Origin of the sequence: Psychrobacillus sp. FSL H8-0483 (genome assembly GCF_038637725.1) — a bacterium.
GTDB lineage: Bacteria > Bacillota > Bacilli > Bacillales_A > Planococcaceae > Psychrobacillus.
Genome location: NZ_CP152052.1, coordinates 1,522,534 through 1,538,298, shown reverse-complemented (window position 1 = coordinate 1,538,298; position 15,765 = coordinate 1,522,534). Strand labels below are relative to the sequence as shown.

The 15,765-nt window shown below is 35.0% G+C and carries 20 protein-coding genes and 1 pseudogene; 3 read left to right on the top strand and 18 right to left on the bottom strand.

Going from position 1 to position 15,765, the window contains the following annotated elements; genetic code table 11:
- Nucleotides 1-2: 2 nt before the first annotated feature.
- From MHB48_RS07130 to MHB48_RS07120, 3 genes are all read right to left on the bottom strand, one after another.
- Nucleotides 3-815 (bottom strand): transporter substrate-binding domain-containing protein, encoded by an 813-nt coding sequence (locus tag MHB48_RS07130; RefSeq protein WP_342600804.1) that lies wholly within the window; start codon nucleotides 813-815, stop codon nucleotides 3-5.
- Between the two features lie 18 nt (nucleotides 816-833).
- Complete coding sequence (locus MHB48_RS07125) at nucleotides 834-1,133, bottom strand: hypothetical protein (RefSeq protein WP_342600803.1); 300 nt, start codon at nucleotides 1,131-1,133, stop codon at nucleotides 834-836.
- 664 nt (nucleotides 1,134-1,797) lie between these two features.
- Nucleotides 1,798-2,616 carry an undecaprenyl-diphosphate phosphatase gene (locus tag MHB48_RS07120; RefSeq protein WP_342600802.1) on the bottom strand — a complete coding sequence of 273 codons (819 nt, stop codon included), beginning with the start codon at nucleotides 2,614-2,616 and terminating at the stop codon, nucleotides 1,798-1,800.
- 459 nt (nucleotides 2,617-3,075) lie between these two features.
- Between MHB48_RS07120 and MHB48_RS07115 the strand changes: the two genes are divergently transcribed.
- Nucleotides 3,076-4,476, top strand: a complete 1,401-nt coding sequence (locus tag MHB48_RS07115; RefSeq protein WP_342600801.1) for a polysaccharide deacetylase family protein — start codon at nucleotides 3,076-3,078, stop codon at nucleotides 4,474-4,476.
- Nucleotides 4,477-4,693: 217 nt separating this feature from the next.
- Here MHB48_RS07115 and MHB48_RS07110 read toward each other — a convergent pair whose 3' ends face one another.
- The 6 genes from MHB48_RS07110 to MHB48_RS07085 form a co-directional block, all read right to left on the bottom strand.
- Nucleotides 4,694-4,846, bottom strand: a complete 153-nt coding sequence (locus MHB48_RS07110) for a hypothetical protein (protein WP_342600800.1) — start codon at nucleotides 4,844-4,846, stop codon at nucleotides 4,694-4,696.
- 14 nt (nucleotides 4,847-4,860) lie between these two features.
- Nucleotides 4,861-5,244, bottom strand: a complete 384-nt coding sequence (locus MHB48_RS07105) for a YolD-like family protein (protein WP_342600799.1) — start codon at nucleotides 5,242-5,244, stop codon at nucleotides 4,861-4,863.
- Nucleotides 5,241-5,462, bottom strand: coding sequence for a transcriptional regulator (locus MHB48_RS07100; RefSeq protein ID WP_342600798.1), 222 nt, complete (start codon nucleotides 5,460-5,462; stop codon nucleotides 5,241-5,243). The genes MHB48_RS07105 and MHB48_RS07100 overlap by 4 nt, the downstream gene beginning before the upstream one ends.
- Before the next feature lie 473 nt (nucleotides 5,463-5,935).
- Entirely contained in the window at nucleotides 5,936-6,070 is a 135-nt protein-coding gene (locus MHB48_RS07095) for a hypothetical protein (protein WP_342600797.1), read from the bottom strand.
- Between the two features lie 73 nt (nucleotides 6,071-6,143).
- The gene (locus MHB48_RS07090; protein ID WP_342600796.1) at nucleotides 6,144-6,926 is read right to left on the bottom strand and encodes an alpha/beta hydrolase; all 783 of its coding nucleotides are present in this window, start codon (nucleotides 6,924-6,926) and stop codon (nucleotides 6,144-6,146) included.
- 331 nt (nucleotides 6,927-7,257) lie between these two features.
- On the bottom strand, nucleotides 7,258-7,383 hold the full coding sequence (locus MHB48_RS07085; protein ID WP_342600795.1) for a hypothetical protein: 126 nt from the start codon (nucleotides 7,381-7,383) through the stop codon (nucleotides 7,258-7,260).
- Nucleotides 7,384-7,681: 298 nt separating this feature from the next.
- Between MHB48_RS07085 and MHB48_RS07080 the strand changes: the two genes are divergently transcribed.
- The gene (locus MHB48_RS07080; RefSeq protein ID WP_342600794.1) at nucleotides 7,682-9,061 is read left to right on the top strand and encodes a PepSY domain-containing protein; all 1,380 of its coding nucleotides are present in this window, start codon (nucleotides 7,682-7,684) and stop codon (nucleotides 9,059-9,061) included.
- 326 nt (nucleotides 9,062-9,387) lie between these two features.
- Here MHB48_RS07080 and MHB48_RS07075 read toward each other — a convergent pair whose 3' ends face one another.
- The 4 genes from MHB48_RS07075 to MHB48_RS07060 form a co-directional block, all read right to left on the bottom strand.
- Nucleotides 9,388-9,633: a hemolysin XhlA family protein gene (locus MHB48_RS07075; RefSeq protein ID WP_342600793.1), complete on the bottom strand. Its 246-nt coding sequence runs from the start codon at nucleotides 9,631-9,633 to the stop codon at nucleotides 9,388-9,390.
- A gap of 66 nt (nucleotides 9,634-9,699) precedes the next feature.
- Nucleotides 9,700-10,080: a hypothetical protein gene (locus tag MHB48_RS07070; RefSeq protein ID WP_342600792.1), complete on the bottom strand. Its 381-nt coding sequence runs from the start codon at nucleotides 10,078-10,080 to the stop codon at nucleotides 9,700-9,702.
- 249 nt (nucleotides 10,081-10,329) lie between these two features.
- Nucleotides 10,330-10,920, bottom strand: a complete 591-nt coding sequence (locus MHB48_RS07065) for a hypothetical protein (RefSeq protein ID WP_342600791.1) — start codon at nucleotides 10,918-10,920, stop codon at nucleotides 10,330-10,332.
- Nucleotides 10,921-11,326: 406 nt separating this feature from the next.
- Complete coding sequence (locus MHB48_RS07060) at nucleotides 11,327-11,578, bottom strand: DUF3189 family protein (RefSeq protein ID WP_342600790.1); 252 nt, start codon at nucleotides 11,576-11,578, stop codon at nucleotides 11,327-11,329.
- 24 nt (nucleotides 11,579-11,602) lie between these two features.
- On the opposite strand from MHB48_RS07060, the pseudogene MHB48_RS07055 reads away from it, so the two are divergent.
- Nucleotides 11,603-11,773: pseudogene (locus MHB48_RS07055) on the top strand (DUF3189 family protein); the annotation flags it as partial.
- A 133-nt stretch (nucleotides 11,774-11,906) separates the two neighbouring features.
- Here MHB48_RS07055 and MHB48_RS07050 read toward each other — a convergent pair.
- The 5 genes from MHB48_RS07050 to MHB48_RS07030 all read right to left on the bottom strand — a co-directional run bounded on the left by MHB48_RS07050 (nucleotide 11,907) and on the right by MHB48_RS07030 (nucleotide 15,744).
- A complete protein-coding gene (locus MHB48_RS07050) occupies nucleotides 11,907-12,140 on the bottom strand; it encodes a hypothetical protein (RefSeq protein WP_342600789.1) in 234 nt (77 codons plus the stop codon).
- A gap of 410 nt (nucleotides 12,141-12,550) precedes the next feature.
- Nucleotides 12,551-13,240: an amino acid ABC transporter permease gene (locus tag MHB48_RS07045; protein WP_342600788.1), complete on the bottom strand. Its 690-nt coding sequence runs from the start codon at nucleotides 13,238-13,240 to the stop codon at nucleotides 12,551-12,553.
- Between the two features lie 32 nt (nucleotides 13,241-13,272).
- Nucleotides 13,273-13,944: an amino acid ABC transporter permease gene (locus MHB48_RS07040; protein WP_342600787.1), complete on the bottom strand. Its 672-nt coding sequence runs from the start codon at nucleotides 13,942-13,944 to the stop codon at nucleotides 13,273-13,275.
- A gap of 190 nt (nucleotides 13,945-14,134) precedes the next feature.
- Nucleotides 14,135-14,968 (bottom strand): transporter substrate-binding domain-containing protein, encoded by an 834-nt coding sequence (locus MHB48_RS07035; RefSeq protein ID WP_342600786.1) that lies wholly within the window; start codon nucleotides 14,966-14,968, stop codon nucleotides 14,135-14,137.
- 5 nt (nucleotides 14,969-14,973) lie between these two features.
- Nucleotides 14,974-15,744, bottom strand: a complete 771-nt coding sequence (locus MHB48_RS07030) for an amino acid ABC transporter ATP-binding protein (protein WP_188403860.1) — start codon at nucleotides 15,742-15,744, stop codon at nucleotides 14,974-14,976.
- Between the last annotated feature and the right edge of the window lie 21 nt (nucleotides 15,745-15,765).

Below are 15,765 nucleotides of genomic sequence, written 5' to 3'. Positions count from 1 at the left end.
CTTTACTCAGCTTGTGGCTCTTCATCAAACCATTTTACAAAAATTTCTTTATACGTACCGTCTTCTTTCATTTCAGCGAGTGCTTTGTTTAATGCATCAACTAATTCAGTTTCCCCTTTTTTAACGGCTACTGCGGCTTTATCCGATTTAATTGGTTCTCCTACTGATTTCACTTTAAAACCATTTTCTTCGATAATTGGTTTTAATGCGTATACATTATTAATCGTTGCATCTACTCGGCCAGCATCTAAATCTTTTAATGTGGTGATGACATCATCGTACGTGTTGATTTGGAAGTCTCCTACCTTTGGCATCAACTCATTACGTAAGTACGCTTCATCGTTCGTACCTAATCCAACACCGATTTTTTTACCTTTGAAATCTTCTACAGATTGTATAGATGTATTATCTTCTTTTACGATAACTTTTACTTCATTTGTAATATACGGTTCCGTAAAATCAATTTGTTTCTTTCTATCTTCTGTAATTGTTACTTGGCTTACCAAAATATCTAATTTATCTTTTTGCAAACTAGGTATTAATCCAGCGAAGTCTTGTGCAACAAATTTTGCTTTAACATTTAATCTTTTTGCTAATTCTTTTGCAATGTCTACATCAAAACCATCGTATTCTTTTTCAGCATTCATAAAATTATAAGGAGCATATGTACCCATAATACCAACCGTTAATTCCCCTTTTTCTTGAATAGCTTCTAGAGAATTTTGAGCTTTTTCTACGTTGGAATCCTTACCACAAGCACTTAATAGAAACGCTGCTGATGTTAAAATTGCGACTATAAATTTACCTTTTTTCATGTTATTTTCCTCCTTAAATTACACTCCAAATAAACCAAAAAATTCAAATTGCACGTTTTTTTCAACAAGTTCATCAATTTCATCAATTTCCAACTGACGCCACTCATCGTCTACAGATTGAAATAACCATCGGGATAATACTCCCTCTAACAAACTCATAACAAATACAGATTGTAATTCAGGGTCTACAGGGCGTGGCATCCTATTCAGTTCTGAAGCTCTTTGAATATTTTGTGCAAAAGCTTCTTGCATATCTTTTTTTATCGTTTCAACTTGTTGCTGTAAAGACGGTTGATGGTTCTCCATTGACTGGTTCATTAGTCAATCAAATCCTATTAGATTAGTCACCTACACTAACTACAATAATTGTTCCCCAGAACAATCAAAAATATCATCATTTTGTATCAAAATCTTTTCTTCATACGTACACTTCTCATTTATTTATTATCAAACGCACAAAAAAAAGACCTATCCAAAGAGGATAGGTCAATTTCTTTCATTAACAATTCTTTTTACTTGGAATAAAGTATGGTTAATTTCCGTTATAGGCGGACGCTTTCCTCGGGGTGCGCGATAAGCCATCACCGCCGCTAAGCGTCGTTTGTGATTGCTTATCTGTCTCACTCATCCCGCTGGAGTCGCCGCCTGCCGCTTCCATCTACAAAGTGATAAATGTTCGTATTTAAATGACAAAGTACTATTTATGAAATTATCTCAACTAGTAAAGAAATACGAACTATCTTATTTACCTGTTGTTATGTGCTTCACTTTTAAAGCACCAATTTTATTGATACATGATTTTCACAACTTAACTTCTAAATATTTAACGTAATGTTCCTCCATAGACTTGTTCCTTTTCACAAAATGTTTACTCCAGAAAATTTAACAGGAAAAAATAAAACTAAAAAAGAACATCCTATGGGATGCTCTTCATTGTTATTTCCCTATTTAATCACCTATCTCTACACGGAGAAATGGCAGATCAAGAAAGTATTAAAAGTATGATACTAGCTGCAAAACAATAGTAAGCAAAATATTTTAAATTACCATCTCTCATAATACCCATAAACCACTTCATCGCAATATACGTCATGATGATTGTAACAATAAAGGACATGATATACGGTAAAACCAAAGTACTTTCTACGGGTTCATTCATCAAATCTGAAATACCAAGAACTAATCCGCCTAAGCTGATTGGAATGTATAGCATAAATGAATACCGTAATGCTGTTTCTTGGTTCATCCCTAATGCAACGGAGGCTATAACGGTAGCGCCTGAACGACTAATACCTGGTACAAGTGCGATCGCTTGTGCTAACCCAACAATAAAAGCATCCTTTACTCCAATATCTTTGTCTCGTTTTACACCCCTAAAGTTTCGAATGACCCATAAGGCTATACCGGTCACAAACAAGGTGAAGGCAATTGTTTTTATATTAGTAAGGAGATCTGAAATAACTTCGTTAAAAAGTACTCCTAAAACAGCTGCAGGAATTGTTCCAATGATGATATAAATAATAAATAGAAAATCACTTTTATACTTGCCATTTTTTGTTTGAACATATAACAAACAGTTCACTATTAAACGTACTAAATCCTTCCTATAGATAAAGCAAATAGCTAATAAGGAAGCGGTATTCGTTAATATGGCAAAGGTTAGACCACTTTCATCTAGCCCAAGTAAATGATTTGCAATAATGACATGACCACTAGATGATACAGGAATTGGCTCCGTAAAACCCTGTACTAACCCTATTACGACATATTTGAACAACAAAATTAATTCGCTTGTTTCCATCTCGTCCTCCCATACACCCTATTTTTCTTATTCTATCATCTGGTTATTTTATTTATGATTAATTCAAGTAAAGAAAAGTAAGATAGAAACGAATCCCCTTTGCACTCAACCTAACTTTGAAATATACATTAACCAGCAATTTTCATAAAAAAAAACCTCGTGAGAGATGCTTCATACTATTTTTATTGCCTTTTATTCAGAGTCGCTAGAACTTTGAAACGTTATTATTTGAAGAAAATTTGCAAACAAGGAGAAATAGAATCAAAGCATATCCAGTTGGTCATTATATACTACTTTTTATTTGCAAAAACAAAATAATATTAATTTCGCTAGCTTTTCTCATATATTCTTAATCATATAATGTTTATATGTGATAGAATAGAATTCGTTTGGTCGTTATGTTAGGGAACATTTCAGCTACAACATTCCAAGAAATAAAACAACAAGGAGCATTTGTTTATGAGACCTACGAAACTATCGTATAGCATTATATTTATAATTTGCATCTTCTCTATTGGTTATTTTTTTATAAACCTAAAGGGAAATACTAAGGCTGATGTAAATCAAGAAGCGAAAACCAATGGAACAATAATAGAGTATTCTAAGTATCCTGGAGTAGATTTAATTACAGATATAACCGATAAAGAAAATTATCACATTGCCATGCATTACCCAAAGTTTAAAAGTAACAAATTGAACGCAGTTATAGAAGAATATGTGTCTACTACTAAAAAAGACTTCTTAATTTCTGTTAAAGAAAATAAAGAGTTTATTAAAAATCATGTGGCCAATTTATCCTTAACTATGGATATCTATCTAACCGCTGATAATACATATTCTATTGTATTTTCTGAAGGAAGTTATGTGGTAGGAGCAAATGGTCAAGAAAAAGCAAAGATTTATCTGGTAGATGTAGAAAAAGGAACATTTATTCCACAAACTAAAATCTTTAAGGATTCAAAACAGAATAGGGAACAACTATATAGGCTATTAAATGAAAGATTCAAAGAATCGGCAGAATATGCCCCATTATTATTTGAAGAAGATTTAAAGGAATGGACAATGAATGAAGAAAACAATTTTTCAAACCTGTATTTCACTGAAGAGTCAGCTGTATTTAAATTTGATAAATATGAAGTAACTGCTGGAGCAGCAGGCATGCCAGAAATCTCTATCCCAATAGATGAGATGCGAGATTTACTTACGGATGAATGGAAGGATAAATTACTACTGGATCATAAGGAAAAAGCCGACAAAGATGGTGCAAAGGAAAAACCGATAGCAAAAGAGGAAAAACCGGGTGCTTCAACAAGTGGTAAACGAGTGGCACTTACATTTGATGATGGTCCACATCCAAAGAACACATTGAAGATTATTGATCTATTGGATAAATATGATGCAAAAGCAACCTTCTTTATGCTGGGAAACAGAGTCGATTTTTATCCAGAGATTGCAAAAAAAGTTGCAGATGAAGGACATGAATTAGGAAATCACACTTGGAATCATAAGGACCTTACTACCTTAAGTAAGGAAGAAGGAATTCAAGAAGTTGAAAAAACAAATGAAGCTATAAAGAGTGCTACTGGGAGAGAACCGACTGCGTTTCGCCCACCGTATGGGGCTGTTAACAAACAAATCCAGAACTCTATCAGCAGCCCAACATTTTTATGGACAATAGATACATTGGACTGGAAGTCGCATAATCCAAATGAAATATTAAAAATTGTTAAAGAAAATGTTAAAGATGGTTCCATCATTCTCATGCATGATATCCATGACACAAGCGTACAAGCAGTAGAACCTATTTTAAAATACTTAAAAGCAGAAGGGTATGAAATCGTGCCAGTTTCTGAACTATAAGGTCTAGTTTAAATGAACAGACAAATTCTTTGACGGCGGATATTTTGCAAGTTCTCTTTCTTTTCTTGTGTAAAGGAGCTTTATATATAAAATAAATAAACTAAAAAAGGGGCTGTCCCTAAAGTCATATAGTGACTGAGAGATGGTCCCTTTTCCAATGTATTGATTTCCGTTCCAGACGGACGCTTTCCGACCTTTTGTTCAACTTCTACCTAATCTATAATTTTATACAATCTGTTTGATCTTTAAAATCGGATTCAGACAAATTATCTAGCCATTCTAAATAACCAATCGCTTCTACACGCGGTCGTGTTTTTAACAACTTATTAATCAAAACTTCTAATTCAATTTCTGCTTTAGACTTTTCCATAAATAATATCACCCTTATTCCACAATTGTTACATCAACTATTTCCTCTAAATTTATTGACAACAAACAAAATGGATCCTGTAATTCGATAGTTCTTCTAGTAAAATCCACACTCTCTATAATGCCCCTATTATAATAAAACTCTCCATCTTTCCACAATTTTATTTTTGTATCTGCTTTACTTTTCATTGCATTTTCTAGGCTTATTTGTAAGATCTCTAAATCCCATTCGTTTAGCTCTGGACGAGGTACTTTCTTTTGTTCATCATAATAATTCCTCAGCATCTCAACATGCTCTGGCAACATCATCGACATACCCCACTTGTCATCACGATGTTTTAACTTTGCTGATTCGTATACCGTTGCAAATAGTTCATTAAATTCTGTGTTGCTAATCATATTACTGCACGCTCCTTCTTAATTACAGGAACAAATGCGAGTACGTTATCTATTTTAAAAGTCCGCTTTGTACTACGTAAAAAACAGTAAGCCTTGAATGAATCCTCTGTTACGCTTAATACCTTTATTCGCCTTTTAGTAATTTCACCATTGTTTTTCATATAGATCATTTCAGCAATTTGATCATGTTCTAATATTTTTAAAATGTTTATACGCACATTTGTTTCCTCCTTTTAATTTCATTATACGAACGTTCGTTTGTTTTTATAACTAGTAAATTACTCCAATTTCTTTCCTTTAGTTCTTTACAAAACAAAAAGAAAGTCCGGGTGGACGTTCCATGGTGTTACATATATCATTCCTTACTAATAGCGTTCATTCCAATTAATAATGTAATCGCTTCGGCATTAAATAATGACGTATATCTTTTCTCACCAAAAGTTCAGGATTATTTTGTATTGTTATTAAGTTTTTCAAATAATCAGCTTGAGTTACTTTTAATTAGATCTGTTCTGACTGATTACATATGCTTTGTTTAGTTTATTATGGGGAAAAATTATTCGTCCTCTTATTAATTCATTCGCTCCCAGGATATATCGGTTTATTCTTTAATACGATGCTGCCGATACCTGCCAAGATCGCACAATCTTAAAAATGAATAAAGACTTATCTAATTTTTGCCACATTCCGTTTACCCATACGATTTCCCTAATTCATCTGCAATCTGCTTATAAGATTTATTCTCCATATACTTCATTCGAGCCACTTGATATTTCAACCCTTCCAACTGACCGATCTTATCCTCTGTCCCCTTCTTGATGTCCAAATAGAATTCAAGCATCTTCTGTAGCCTGTGCTTCTTATCATGCAGCTCTTGAATATTCCCAATCGATAAATTATTATCCAATAAATTGTATTAGTAGCTGGTTAAACTTGTCACGTTCTTCATAGAAAGGAGCATGGCCGCTGTATTGAAATGGGACAAGCTGTGAATTTTTTATTAATTTGTTTGTTTCTTGTGCATTTTTAAATGGAACAACTTTATCATGTATGCCGTGAATAATTAGCGTAGGAACTAATATTTTGCCAAGATCATTGTACACATTCTCATCTCTCAATGACATCATGACCGCAGCAGTCGACCAACCCGCGGCTTGTAATCCTAGCTGAAAGAACCAGTCAGATAATGGAGCGGTAATATACTGGAAGAAGAAAATATCCGTTAGTCTCCGCAACATATTAGGCCGATCATTAAGTGTTTCTGTTATGAACGTATTTGCTACTTCTTCTTGTACACTAGACGGAGATTGAGCGTCTATTAGGACAAGTTTTGAAACGCCATAACCTTGATATCGAGCCATATATCGAATCGAGATAGCCCCTCCTGTGGAGTGTCCTGCTAGTGTAAAATCTTTTAACTGCAATGTACTTATTACTGCATGAACATCATCTGCCAATCTGTCAAAATTGTAGCCACTGATTGGTTTATCGGAATTACCGTAACCTCTCCAGTCAATGGCAATACAACGATATCCCATTGCAGGAAGAACATTAAACTGATATTCAAACTGATTATGATTTAATGGCCAACCATGTATAAATAGTATTGTTTTCTTTCCCTCTGGGTTTACATCCTCTACATATACTTTTACTCCCTGCTCTACCGTAACAAAGTATCCCATGTTATCCCCTCCAGTTATTTAAGATGTTATCAACTATAAGATACTCTTCTAGGGAAACATAGGTGAATGCCTTTACTTTGGTTCAAGCGCGATGCCGGGCGAAGAAATTTTAACAGGGACTTCTATTTAAAACATTTGAATGTATCGTTAAAAGAGCTGAAATTAAAACCTTTCCAATCCATCATTACGTCATACTTATGTAGTTTTATTGATGGAAGCAGAAACCTATATGAAGTATATCCAAAAACAATTGGGCATTTTAGCTACCAAATAACCGCTGACGTTTATGCCCATGCTTCAAGCAAAATAAAAAAGAAAAACACCGTATGAGTCAACTCATGAATGGACGATGTTTCAACACCTTTACTCGCCCTTTACTAATTTCACCACTGTTTTTCATGTAGATCATTTTAGCAATTTGCACATATTCCAATACATTCAAATTTCTTTTACGCACACTCGTTCCCTACTTTTATTTATTATAAGAACATTCGTTTTATTTATCACCTAATTTTTTAGCAATTAAAATAATTTAATCCTTATACATTAAATTTCGTTCAAATTTCACAATAGTTTCATAGAATGGTAAATGTGTTAAATTCGAATTTGATTACAAATTAAAAGAGAGAGAGTTGAAGTAACAAAATTTGCATAATTACAAAAATTACTGTGGTTACTTTAATTTTTTTTATAGATTCAATGTATATCATAAAAAAACAGAATAATAGATCTATTAAAATTTAGGAGGAACAAAATTGAAAATTAATAAGCAATTCTATAATATTTTTTGGCGTTGGCACTTCTACGCCGCTTTATTTATTGCCCCGTTACTAATAACACTAACAATTAGCGGTATTGGTTACTTATTCTATACAAATGTCGAAAATCAAATCTATGATGATTTATTTTTTGGCAATGCAAGTACCAAAAGTGAAGGTGTAACAATAGATGAAGCAATAGAGAATGCAGAAAATAAGTATGATGGTTTTGATGTAACAAAAATAATTGTTTTGGAAGATGAATACAATACAAGATTCACGATGACCAATGCAGAAGGCGAACAGAAATATGTATTCATTGATAATAATAATCAGATAATAGGTAGTCAGAACGCAGCAACTACTTTTTCTAATGTCATGAGAGGTTTACATAGTTCTTTATTTGTTGGCGGAACAGTTGTAAACTATTTAGTTGAATTAGCAGCATGTTGGGCTATTTTTCTACTTATTTCAGGAGTTTATATGTCATTTAAAGGTAAAGTATTTAAAAGACAAAAAGGAAACAAGAATAAGAGACAAGGTCATAAAAAGCTACATTCTATTACTGGTACTATAATTGCCATACCAATGGTAATATTAATTTTTACAGGTTTGCCTTGGTCTGCTCTCATGGGCAATTTCATATACTCAGCAGCACAATCAAATCCATCCATTGGTATTCCGGAATTACAGCAGGTTCCACCAACTTCTGAGATCAATGAAATTCCTTGGGCTACTCGTAAAAATGAAGCACCTACATCAAGCGATGCTCATGCTCACCATAATGGCATGTCAGGTATGTCTAATATGACTGATAGTGGTAACATGATTAGTGTTCAACGACTGATGGATAAGGTGGACGAATCCCAGATCTCCAAACCGTATTCTATTGTTTATCCAATGAGTGAAGATGGTGTATATACAGTATCGAAAGGAAGTAATACTGGTGTCACTGGTTTAGATGTTAGTCCGTATGAAGAAATGACTACCTATTTTGATCAATATAGTGGTAATCTAATTTCAAAAGTTAGTTACGAAGATTATGGTATATTAGCAAAATGGTTTACATGGGGTATTCCATTACATGAAGGACACTTATTTGGATGGCCAAATAAAATAATCAATTTACTCGTTTGTTTGGCATTTTTAACGGTTATTATTTTGGGATACAAGATGTGGTTAGATAGAAAAGTAAAGGGGAAACTGTCAGCTCCTCCAAAAACTCCTATGGGAAAAAGTTTTGTAGGATTCATTTTTCTTTTAGTAATTCTCGGAATTATTATGCCACTTTTCGGATTATCTCTAATACTAATTGCTCTTATAGAATTAATTATATATGTATTACACAAGAATAAACCTAAAATCACCCCTATTTAATAACATAAGAGGATTAAAACATTACAAATAGTTCTATAGTTTGGCGACCAACTCGATCAGGAGAAGGTCGCTTTTACTTTGGGTATTTATTTACTGCAATTGTATACTTTACAGCTAATCCTATACATCAGCGTCTGTGATCGTCTTACTTTCTAGTTTGTCAGCCCATTCTTTATTTAATCCCATCAATTAAAGCTGCATCTACAATAATTTGACGATGTACTTTACTGAGCAAGGTGATTGCAAAAATAAAAGGATTGCTGATAGCAATCCTCCAAGTAAAGCGAAATGTTGTTTTAGTTTATCAGTTGTCATCATACCTCCTCCTAGTTTGTTTTAATTACCAATGCCAATAGAGCCAAAATGACGGCCGCAATGATCGTAGTAGATACCCACCATATAATTTTGTCTATTTTGTCCAAGCGATTATGAGCGCTCTTGGTACTTTCTGGCACCTTGTCAGCAGTATCCTGTGCTCTTTCTGCTGTAATGCGGATGTCTCGAATATAATCAATCTTCGCTTTGATACCGCTTAGTCGCTCCCTAATATTTCTTATTAATTCTTCACCCATTCCGCACCCCCAAATTTTTATAAAATAAAAAGAACGCCCGTGTGGACGTTCTGAATTAATATATAACTATTCATTTTCATTACCGATATTAATTACTTTCATTCCAGTTAATAAAGTTTTCGCATCCTCATTTAAGTAATGGTTTATATCTTTTCTTACCAAAAGGGCGGAATTATTTTTAATCGAAAGCTTTAACCCTCGTACATCAAAATTTGAAGCATAGTTATTGATAGCATAAATTACATTCAATTCATACCGATTTAAGTTGTTAATTACAGATTCCTTATTATCTAAAAGCATTTCAAACAATGACCTTGCGTTACTTTTAAGTAGATGCCTGTTTTCACTGATCAGTTCTATATCGTTCTCAATAAATCTTCTTGCCGTAACCAAATCCATATTATCCATTCTTTCATTGATTTTTTTCATTAAGTCACTTATATCCATTTGAAACTCCTTTAAACTATTTATATAGATATTATCGGCTCTAGCATTTTTTTATAAATAGTTTTAATAACTAGTTCCATTTAATATACACAATTTGACAAAATAGAAGGAGAATACTTTTAGAAGTATAAAATTGTTTACGACACATATATTCCAGATGCGTCAGAAAAAGCCAACAAATCAGTGTTGTCTTTAATTATGATTATTAAACTAAAACACCACGTTAGTTTCATAATAAAAATAATACCTTTAATGATGATTATGCTCATTCATTTGGTTTTTAACAGGGCGATCATTAATCAGATTTTCAACATAATTACCTTCATAAAAAGTAGTGACCAATACAATAGTTGTTAAAATAGCCACGATAAAGATTGAAGTGTAGGTATGATTAATAATAGGGTCTTTATCACTACTTTTCCTTAAAATATTCCTGATTAGAAAAAAGATTAAAGATGCAACTATTATAAATAGCACATCCATAAACGCTAACATTATTTTAAAGTTCTCTGAGGGTAACATTTCTCCTAACATTGCTCCCATCATGCTACCCATTAGTGAAGATGCCATTCCTTCAATTGTTACAACCAATCCCAACCGTTTACCTAAAAAATATCCAACAATTAAACTTAAAACCATTGCAAGAATCGTTGAAGAAGTTATATCATTTTTATAAACAATTCCTGAGATTAATCCAATTACCAAACTTGACATCATTCCCAATGACATCACTATTATCATACCTGTCATACCTGTTAATTTATCTGTATTGAAAGAAATTTTAAAAATCAAGAAAGTAGTATAACCTAATACTATTAATATACTTATAATTAATAACATCCACGATCCCCCTAAATAAACAAGCATTCACATGCATTGCCACTTTTCCAGTATGGATAACAATTACAGCCAGAATTGCAAATTATTTCATTTCATTTTATCTCCTTCTAAATTGTTTTCTTATATATATGAAGAATTGATTGTAAAAATGTGGCTTCATATAATATTGAGATAGATATAAGCAACTCCCCCCTGCACTGCAAGGGATTTTCATTCCACTTGTTCAACTAACTTGCCCCGTTAGTACCCTATGAAGACCTGCTTCACCACAGAATATGCAAGAAAATTACGTTCTTCCATAGTAGTTCAATAAGGTTTTCATGCGTATAATGTTCCTATTGTAAACCATCAATCTCTTACAAGTTAAAGAATTTTTTAAAACAGAAATAAATAGAATTAAAAAGTATTACTTAAATTCGTTATTTTCTAAAATAATTACTTGGTCCTTATTGTTTTGGGCTATTTGTTTTGTATTTTCTACCAACCGAAAAATATTATCACAACATTGTTTTGCACCAATAACTAATAGTGGAACACCAATAGAATCAATTTTTAATCCTCTAGACAAAAAAACCCCAATCGACATCGCTAATGGTACAGTTGGTGATGTATTGGAGAAGATTATCTGTTCATGAAATTGATGTTTACTTTGAATCAATTAAACAATTCAAAGGATGATATCGTGATTTATATATATAATGACTATGGTGGAACTCATACTACAGCTCTGGCAGCTGCATATCATTTAAAAGAAATTAGCCAATCGGAACGAGAACTGACAAAAGAAGAAATATTAAGTGTAAACTATTTCAATAAGTTAACTAAAAAGGATTTTGGAAACATCATTTTCCATTTAGACTATTATGGGCATTTAATCTAAATCTAAACTCAAATCTTTTGATTAACAAGTAATAAATTTACATAAAAAAAACCGCTACCTTACGCTGCGTTTAATGTTCCGACTGCGGTAAACTTCGTATTTGCTATCACCTAGCATCTATATATAATTCACGACGACTTAGACCTTCGCTGAAAAAATGGAAAGATTTTGTCTCGCCATCACTGTTTTCAATTGTAGCTCGATGTCCAATTTCGAACTCCATTTCTTGTGTACCTTCTCTTCTTGAATGGTTGATTTCCTTAATTACTTTATTAATGGTGTTCTGTTCATCAATCTCAATCGTCTCAGCACTTGTAAATTCAATTGTGAGTTTAACCATTTCACCCTCTATTAAAGGTTCACTGTAAGAGATTGGAGGACGTCCATCAACCTCTCCTAGTGCGATGGGTGACAGGCCCCATTAAGTTCATGTCTAAAGCGACGTCTCTCCTAGAAGTGCTTGTCTTTCACGCTCATACTCTACTTGCCGGAGTACTCGTATCTATCATCTTTACTGTTGTTTCACCTAAACCGAAGAAACCCGCATTCCTCTCTTTCGCTTCGATTTTCGTCGTCTATGTGGTCTATACCTTTGTTATATTTAGTTGGTATACGGTGTAGTCACGAGTGTAGAATCTGTAGGAAATCAATCAAGATTAAGAGTACCTGCTGCTTAAAGAGACATACAAAAACGCCCATGCGGCTGCAAGGACGGATGTGTATGTATGGGGCTTGTGTGATGGCATGAGCTCATTTGATTCGCACATCATTCTCATAGCGGTCGGCTAACTTGGTGATTAAAATACCGATTCCCCAGTAAATGAGTGCCACCATCATGAACGCCTCGACAAAGCGAAAGTTCTGGGCTGCCATGATTTTGGCTTGTGCAAAGATATCAATCACGGTGATTAAAAACCCGAGTGAAGTGGCTTTGATGGCCACTGTGAAAGAGTTTGCGAAATCAGGGATTGCATGGACAAAAGCTTGCGGGGCAACAATTCTCGTAAACGTTTGAGAAAAACTATAGCCCAAGGATTGCGCCGCCTCAATTTGCCCCGGATCTACCGCTAAAAATGAGCCTCGGATGATCTCAGATTGAAAGGCAGACAACGTGAGGCTAACTGTGACAATTAAAATAACCAGAGGCGACATATTGTTCATATTATAATCGATACCTAGAAGTGTAACGATGAACTGTCCAATGGCAGGGAGTGCATAATACATCAAGTATAAAAACACCACCATAGGTGTCCCTCGTAAAAACAGTTTAAATAATTTTGTAAGTTGAACCAGCACAGGGATTTTATATTGTTGTATCAGAGCCAACACCACTCCTAGAAGGGTGGATAATACAAGTATAGTAATCGCTATGAGTAAGGTTTCAGGAAGTACACCCAATATCCCTAAAAACATTTCGTATGAAGCCTCAAAATCAAACATGTTAATCCCCCTTGCTTATTGTGGTTAAACCTTTATCGAATGGCCACTCTCTTCTCCAGTTTTCTAACCAATCCGTCCGTTGCGAAGCACATAGCCGAAAACATCAAGGCAATGATAAAGTAAATTAGGATTTGATTAGTACCGTAAGAACGTGAGATAGACAATTCTGCGGTTCCCATAATATCCACGATGCCAATGGCAAAGATCAGCGACGTATCATGAATCAAGTAAACCAAGGCATTGCCGTATCCCGGGAGTGCAACAGGGACCATTTGGGGCAGAATAATTCGGAAAAACTTTTGCATTGGTGTGTACCCCAAGCTATCTGCAGCTTCATGTTGACTTTTTTCAACGGCGAGATAAGCGGGTCGAAACACTTCAGAAATATAACCAGAATGATAAAATCCCATGGAAATAATAGCAGCATGCATCGGGCTTATATCATATGTGCCCAAACCGATGAGAGGTAACACTTTTGGAATTCCAAAGTACGCTATAAATAGTAAAATCAGTCCAGGAACACTTCGCGCAAAAGATACATACAAATCGGCTAATTGACTAATGACGGGAATTCTCTTTAGTCGCACAAACGTTAATAGCACAGCAAAGAGTAACCCAAGCGCAGCCGACAAGATGATGATGATAATATTGATCGGAAGCGTTTTAAGAAACTCCATTAGTAATTCTTGCATACCCGTTTCCATCGTCATTCTCCCTTCTCTATTGAATATCTCTTCTGTACATGACGGTGTCATGTCTATGTTTTTCGTCTTAGTCTACATCCATATTCTCAAGGGATTCAACCAAACGAGAGAATATGGATGTGCTCTAGTCGATCCGGAGATATTCACTATGACCTTATCTGACTCGAACCAAGACGTTCATGTAAAAGCCTCAATCGTATTGAAACACATCTTCTGCGTAGAATTCAGTAGACAACTCAGAAAGCACGCCTGCTTCTGCCAATTCCTTTAGACCTTCATCGATGGCTTGTTTCAGTTCCTCATTTTCCTCTGATTTGTGAATCATAAAGAACGTAGGAATAATTTTGACTGGGTCCAATCCCACAACAGGTAGATTTTGATCTTCAATGATTTCGATTTGTCCGTAACTCGATGGATAGAACAACGCATCATATTTGCCACTCGCCACTTCTTTTAGTCGATCTGCGATTGGAATTCCCACATCAGCCAAATCATACTCCAGCTTAAATTCAGGATTTTCTTCTTCCCAATTCTTAACGGTTTTATATGTAGCACCCGCTGGGGATAGAGGAGAAATTTTCTTCCCTACCAAATCTTGAATGCTCTCAATTCCACTATCTTCTGCCACGTAAATCTTGATCAGGGCACGACCACTCGATTCTGAAGGAATGATATATTGCTCTGCACGTTCCTCCGTGAACCCTAGACCACCTGCCAACATGTCGTACTTTCCAGTAGCTAGTCCTGTTTCACCCGCTGAATCTTCCACACCGAACAATTCAAATTCATAGTCTTCAAGCACTTTATCCAGTTCTTTTATCAGCTCAGGCTCATAACCCGTCACTTCGCCGTTCTCATCGACCCAGCTCAATGGTTTTGACGTGTGGCCAGTCGCCACTTTGATTGTTCTTACACCTGAATCCCCAGTGCTCTCAGCTTGTGACTTGTTGTCAGTGGAATTGCATGCAGTAAGGAGAGATAAACCCAGTACAGAAGCTGCTACTAAAATTGACTTTTTCTTCATTCTCATCAACCACCCTTAATGTTTAATTTTTGTTGGTCTTGCTCTGCATAGATCTTTTTCAAAAACTGCCTTGTTCTCACATTCACTGATTTCTCGAAGATTTGTTCAGGCGTTCCCACTTCCACAATGTGACCATTTTCCATAAAGACCACTTTGTCGGAAATCCGCTTGGCGAAGTCCATTTCATGGGTGACAAGAAGCGTTGTCATGCCGGACTTTGCTACATCTTCTATTACTTTCAATACCTCCTCTACTAATTCGGGATCAAGAGCTGAAGTAGGTTCATCAAACAAAATCAACTCGGGTTCAAGCGCCAAGCCACGTGCAATGCCGACCCTTTGTAATTGTCCTCCCGATAAGCGAGAGGGATATTCATTTATTTTATCTTTAAGACCTACCTTTTCTAATTGTTTCAAACTCATGGCATACGCTTCGTTTTTGGACTTTTTCTGAACGGCTATTTGAGCATCCATTACATTTTGGATGACCGTCTTATGTTTGAAAATGTTGAACATCTGGAACACCATGGCAGTTTTCCTGCGAAGCTTTAGGGTGTCTTGCTTGGATAAACTTTGATAATTGAGATGCAGATCCCCGATTTGAATTTCGCCCTGTTGGGGTTTTTCTAAGTAATTGATGCATTTTAATAAGGTGGTTTTCCCTGTTCCACTCGGACCAATAAACGATACAACCTCGCCTTTTTCGACCGATAGGTTAATACCTTTCAACACTTCTTTTTGGTTGTATGAAACATGCAAGTTTTTAACGTGTAAGATAATCTCTACCTCCCCAAGTGC

What these genes read in the sequence shown, in the direction of transcription:
- MHB48_RS07070 (WP_342600792.1), bottom strand. Translation starts at nt 10,080, where the DNA reads ATGGATATAAGTGACTTAATGAAAAAAATCAATGAAAGAATGGATAAT.
- MHB48_RS07110 (WP_342600800.1), bottom strand. Translation starts at nt 4,846, where the DNA reads ATGGAAAAGTCTAAAGCAGAAATTGAATTAGAAGTTTTGATTAATAAG.
- MHB48_RS07115 (WP_342600801.1), top strand. Translation starts at nt 3,076, where the DNA reads ATGAGACCTACGAAACTATCGTATAGCATTATATTTATAATTTGCATC.
- MHB48_RS07090 (WP_342600796.1), bottom strand. Translation starts at nt 6,926, where the DNA reads ATGGGATACTTTGTTACGGTAGAGCAGGGAGTAAAAGTATATGTAGAG.
- MHB48_RS07130 (WP_342600804.1), bottom strand. Translation starts at nt 815, where the DNA reads ATGAAAAAAGGTAAATTTATAGTCGCAATTTTAACATCAGCAGCGTTT.
- MHB48_RS07120 (WP_342600802.1), bottom strand. Translation starts at nt 2,616, where the DNA reads ATGGAAACAAGCGAATTAATTTTGTTGTTCAAATATGTCGTAATAGGG.
- MHB48_RS07045 (WP_342600788.1), bottom strand. Translation starts at nt 13,240, where the DNA reads ATGTTTGATTTTGAGGCTTCATACGAAATGTTTTTAGGGATATTGGGT.
- MHB48_RS07035 (WP_342600786.1), bottom strand. Translation starts at nt 14,968, where the DNA reads ATGAAGAAAAAGTCAATTTTAGTAGCAGCTTCTGTACTGGGTTTATCT.
- MHB48_RS07050 (WP_342600789.1), bottom strand. Translation starts at nt 12,140, where the DNA reads ATGGTTAAACTCACAATTGAATTTACAAGTGCTGAGACGATTGAGATT.
- MHB48_RS07125 (WP_342600803.1), bottom strand. Translation starts at nt 1,133, where the DNA reads ATGAACCAGTCAATGGAGAACCATCAACCGTCTTTACAGCAACAAGTT.
- MHB48_RS07075 (WP_342600793.1), bottom strand. Translation starts at nt 9,633, where the DNA reads ATGGGTGAAGAATTAATAAGAAATATTAGGGAGCGACTAAGCGGTATC.
- MHB48_RS07040 (WP_342600787.1), bottom strand. Translation starts at nt 13,944, where the DNA reads ATGGAAACGGGTATGCAAGAATTACTAATGGAGTTTCTTAAAACGCTT.
- MHB48_RS07065 (WP_342600791.1), bottom strand. Translation starts at nt 10,920, where the DNA reads ATGTTATTAATTATAAGTATATTAATAGTATTAGGTTATACTACTTTC.
- MHB48_RS07105 (WP_342600799.1), bottom strand. Translation starts at nt 5,244, where the DNA reads ATGATTAGCAACACAGAATTTAATGAACTATTTGCAACGGTATACGAA.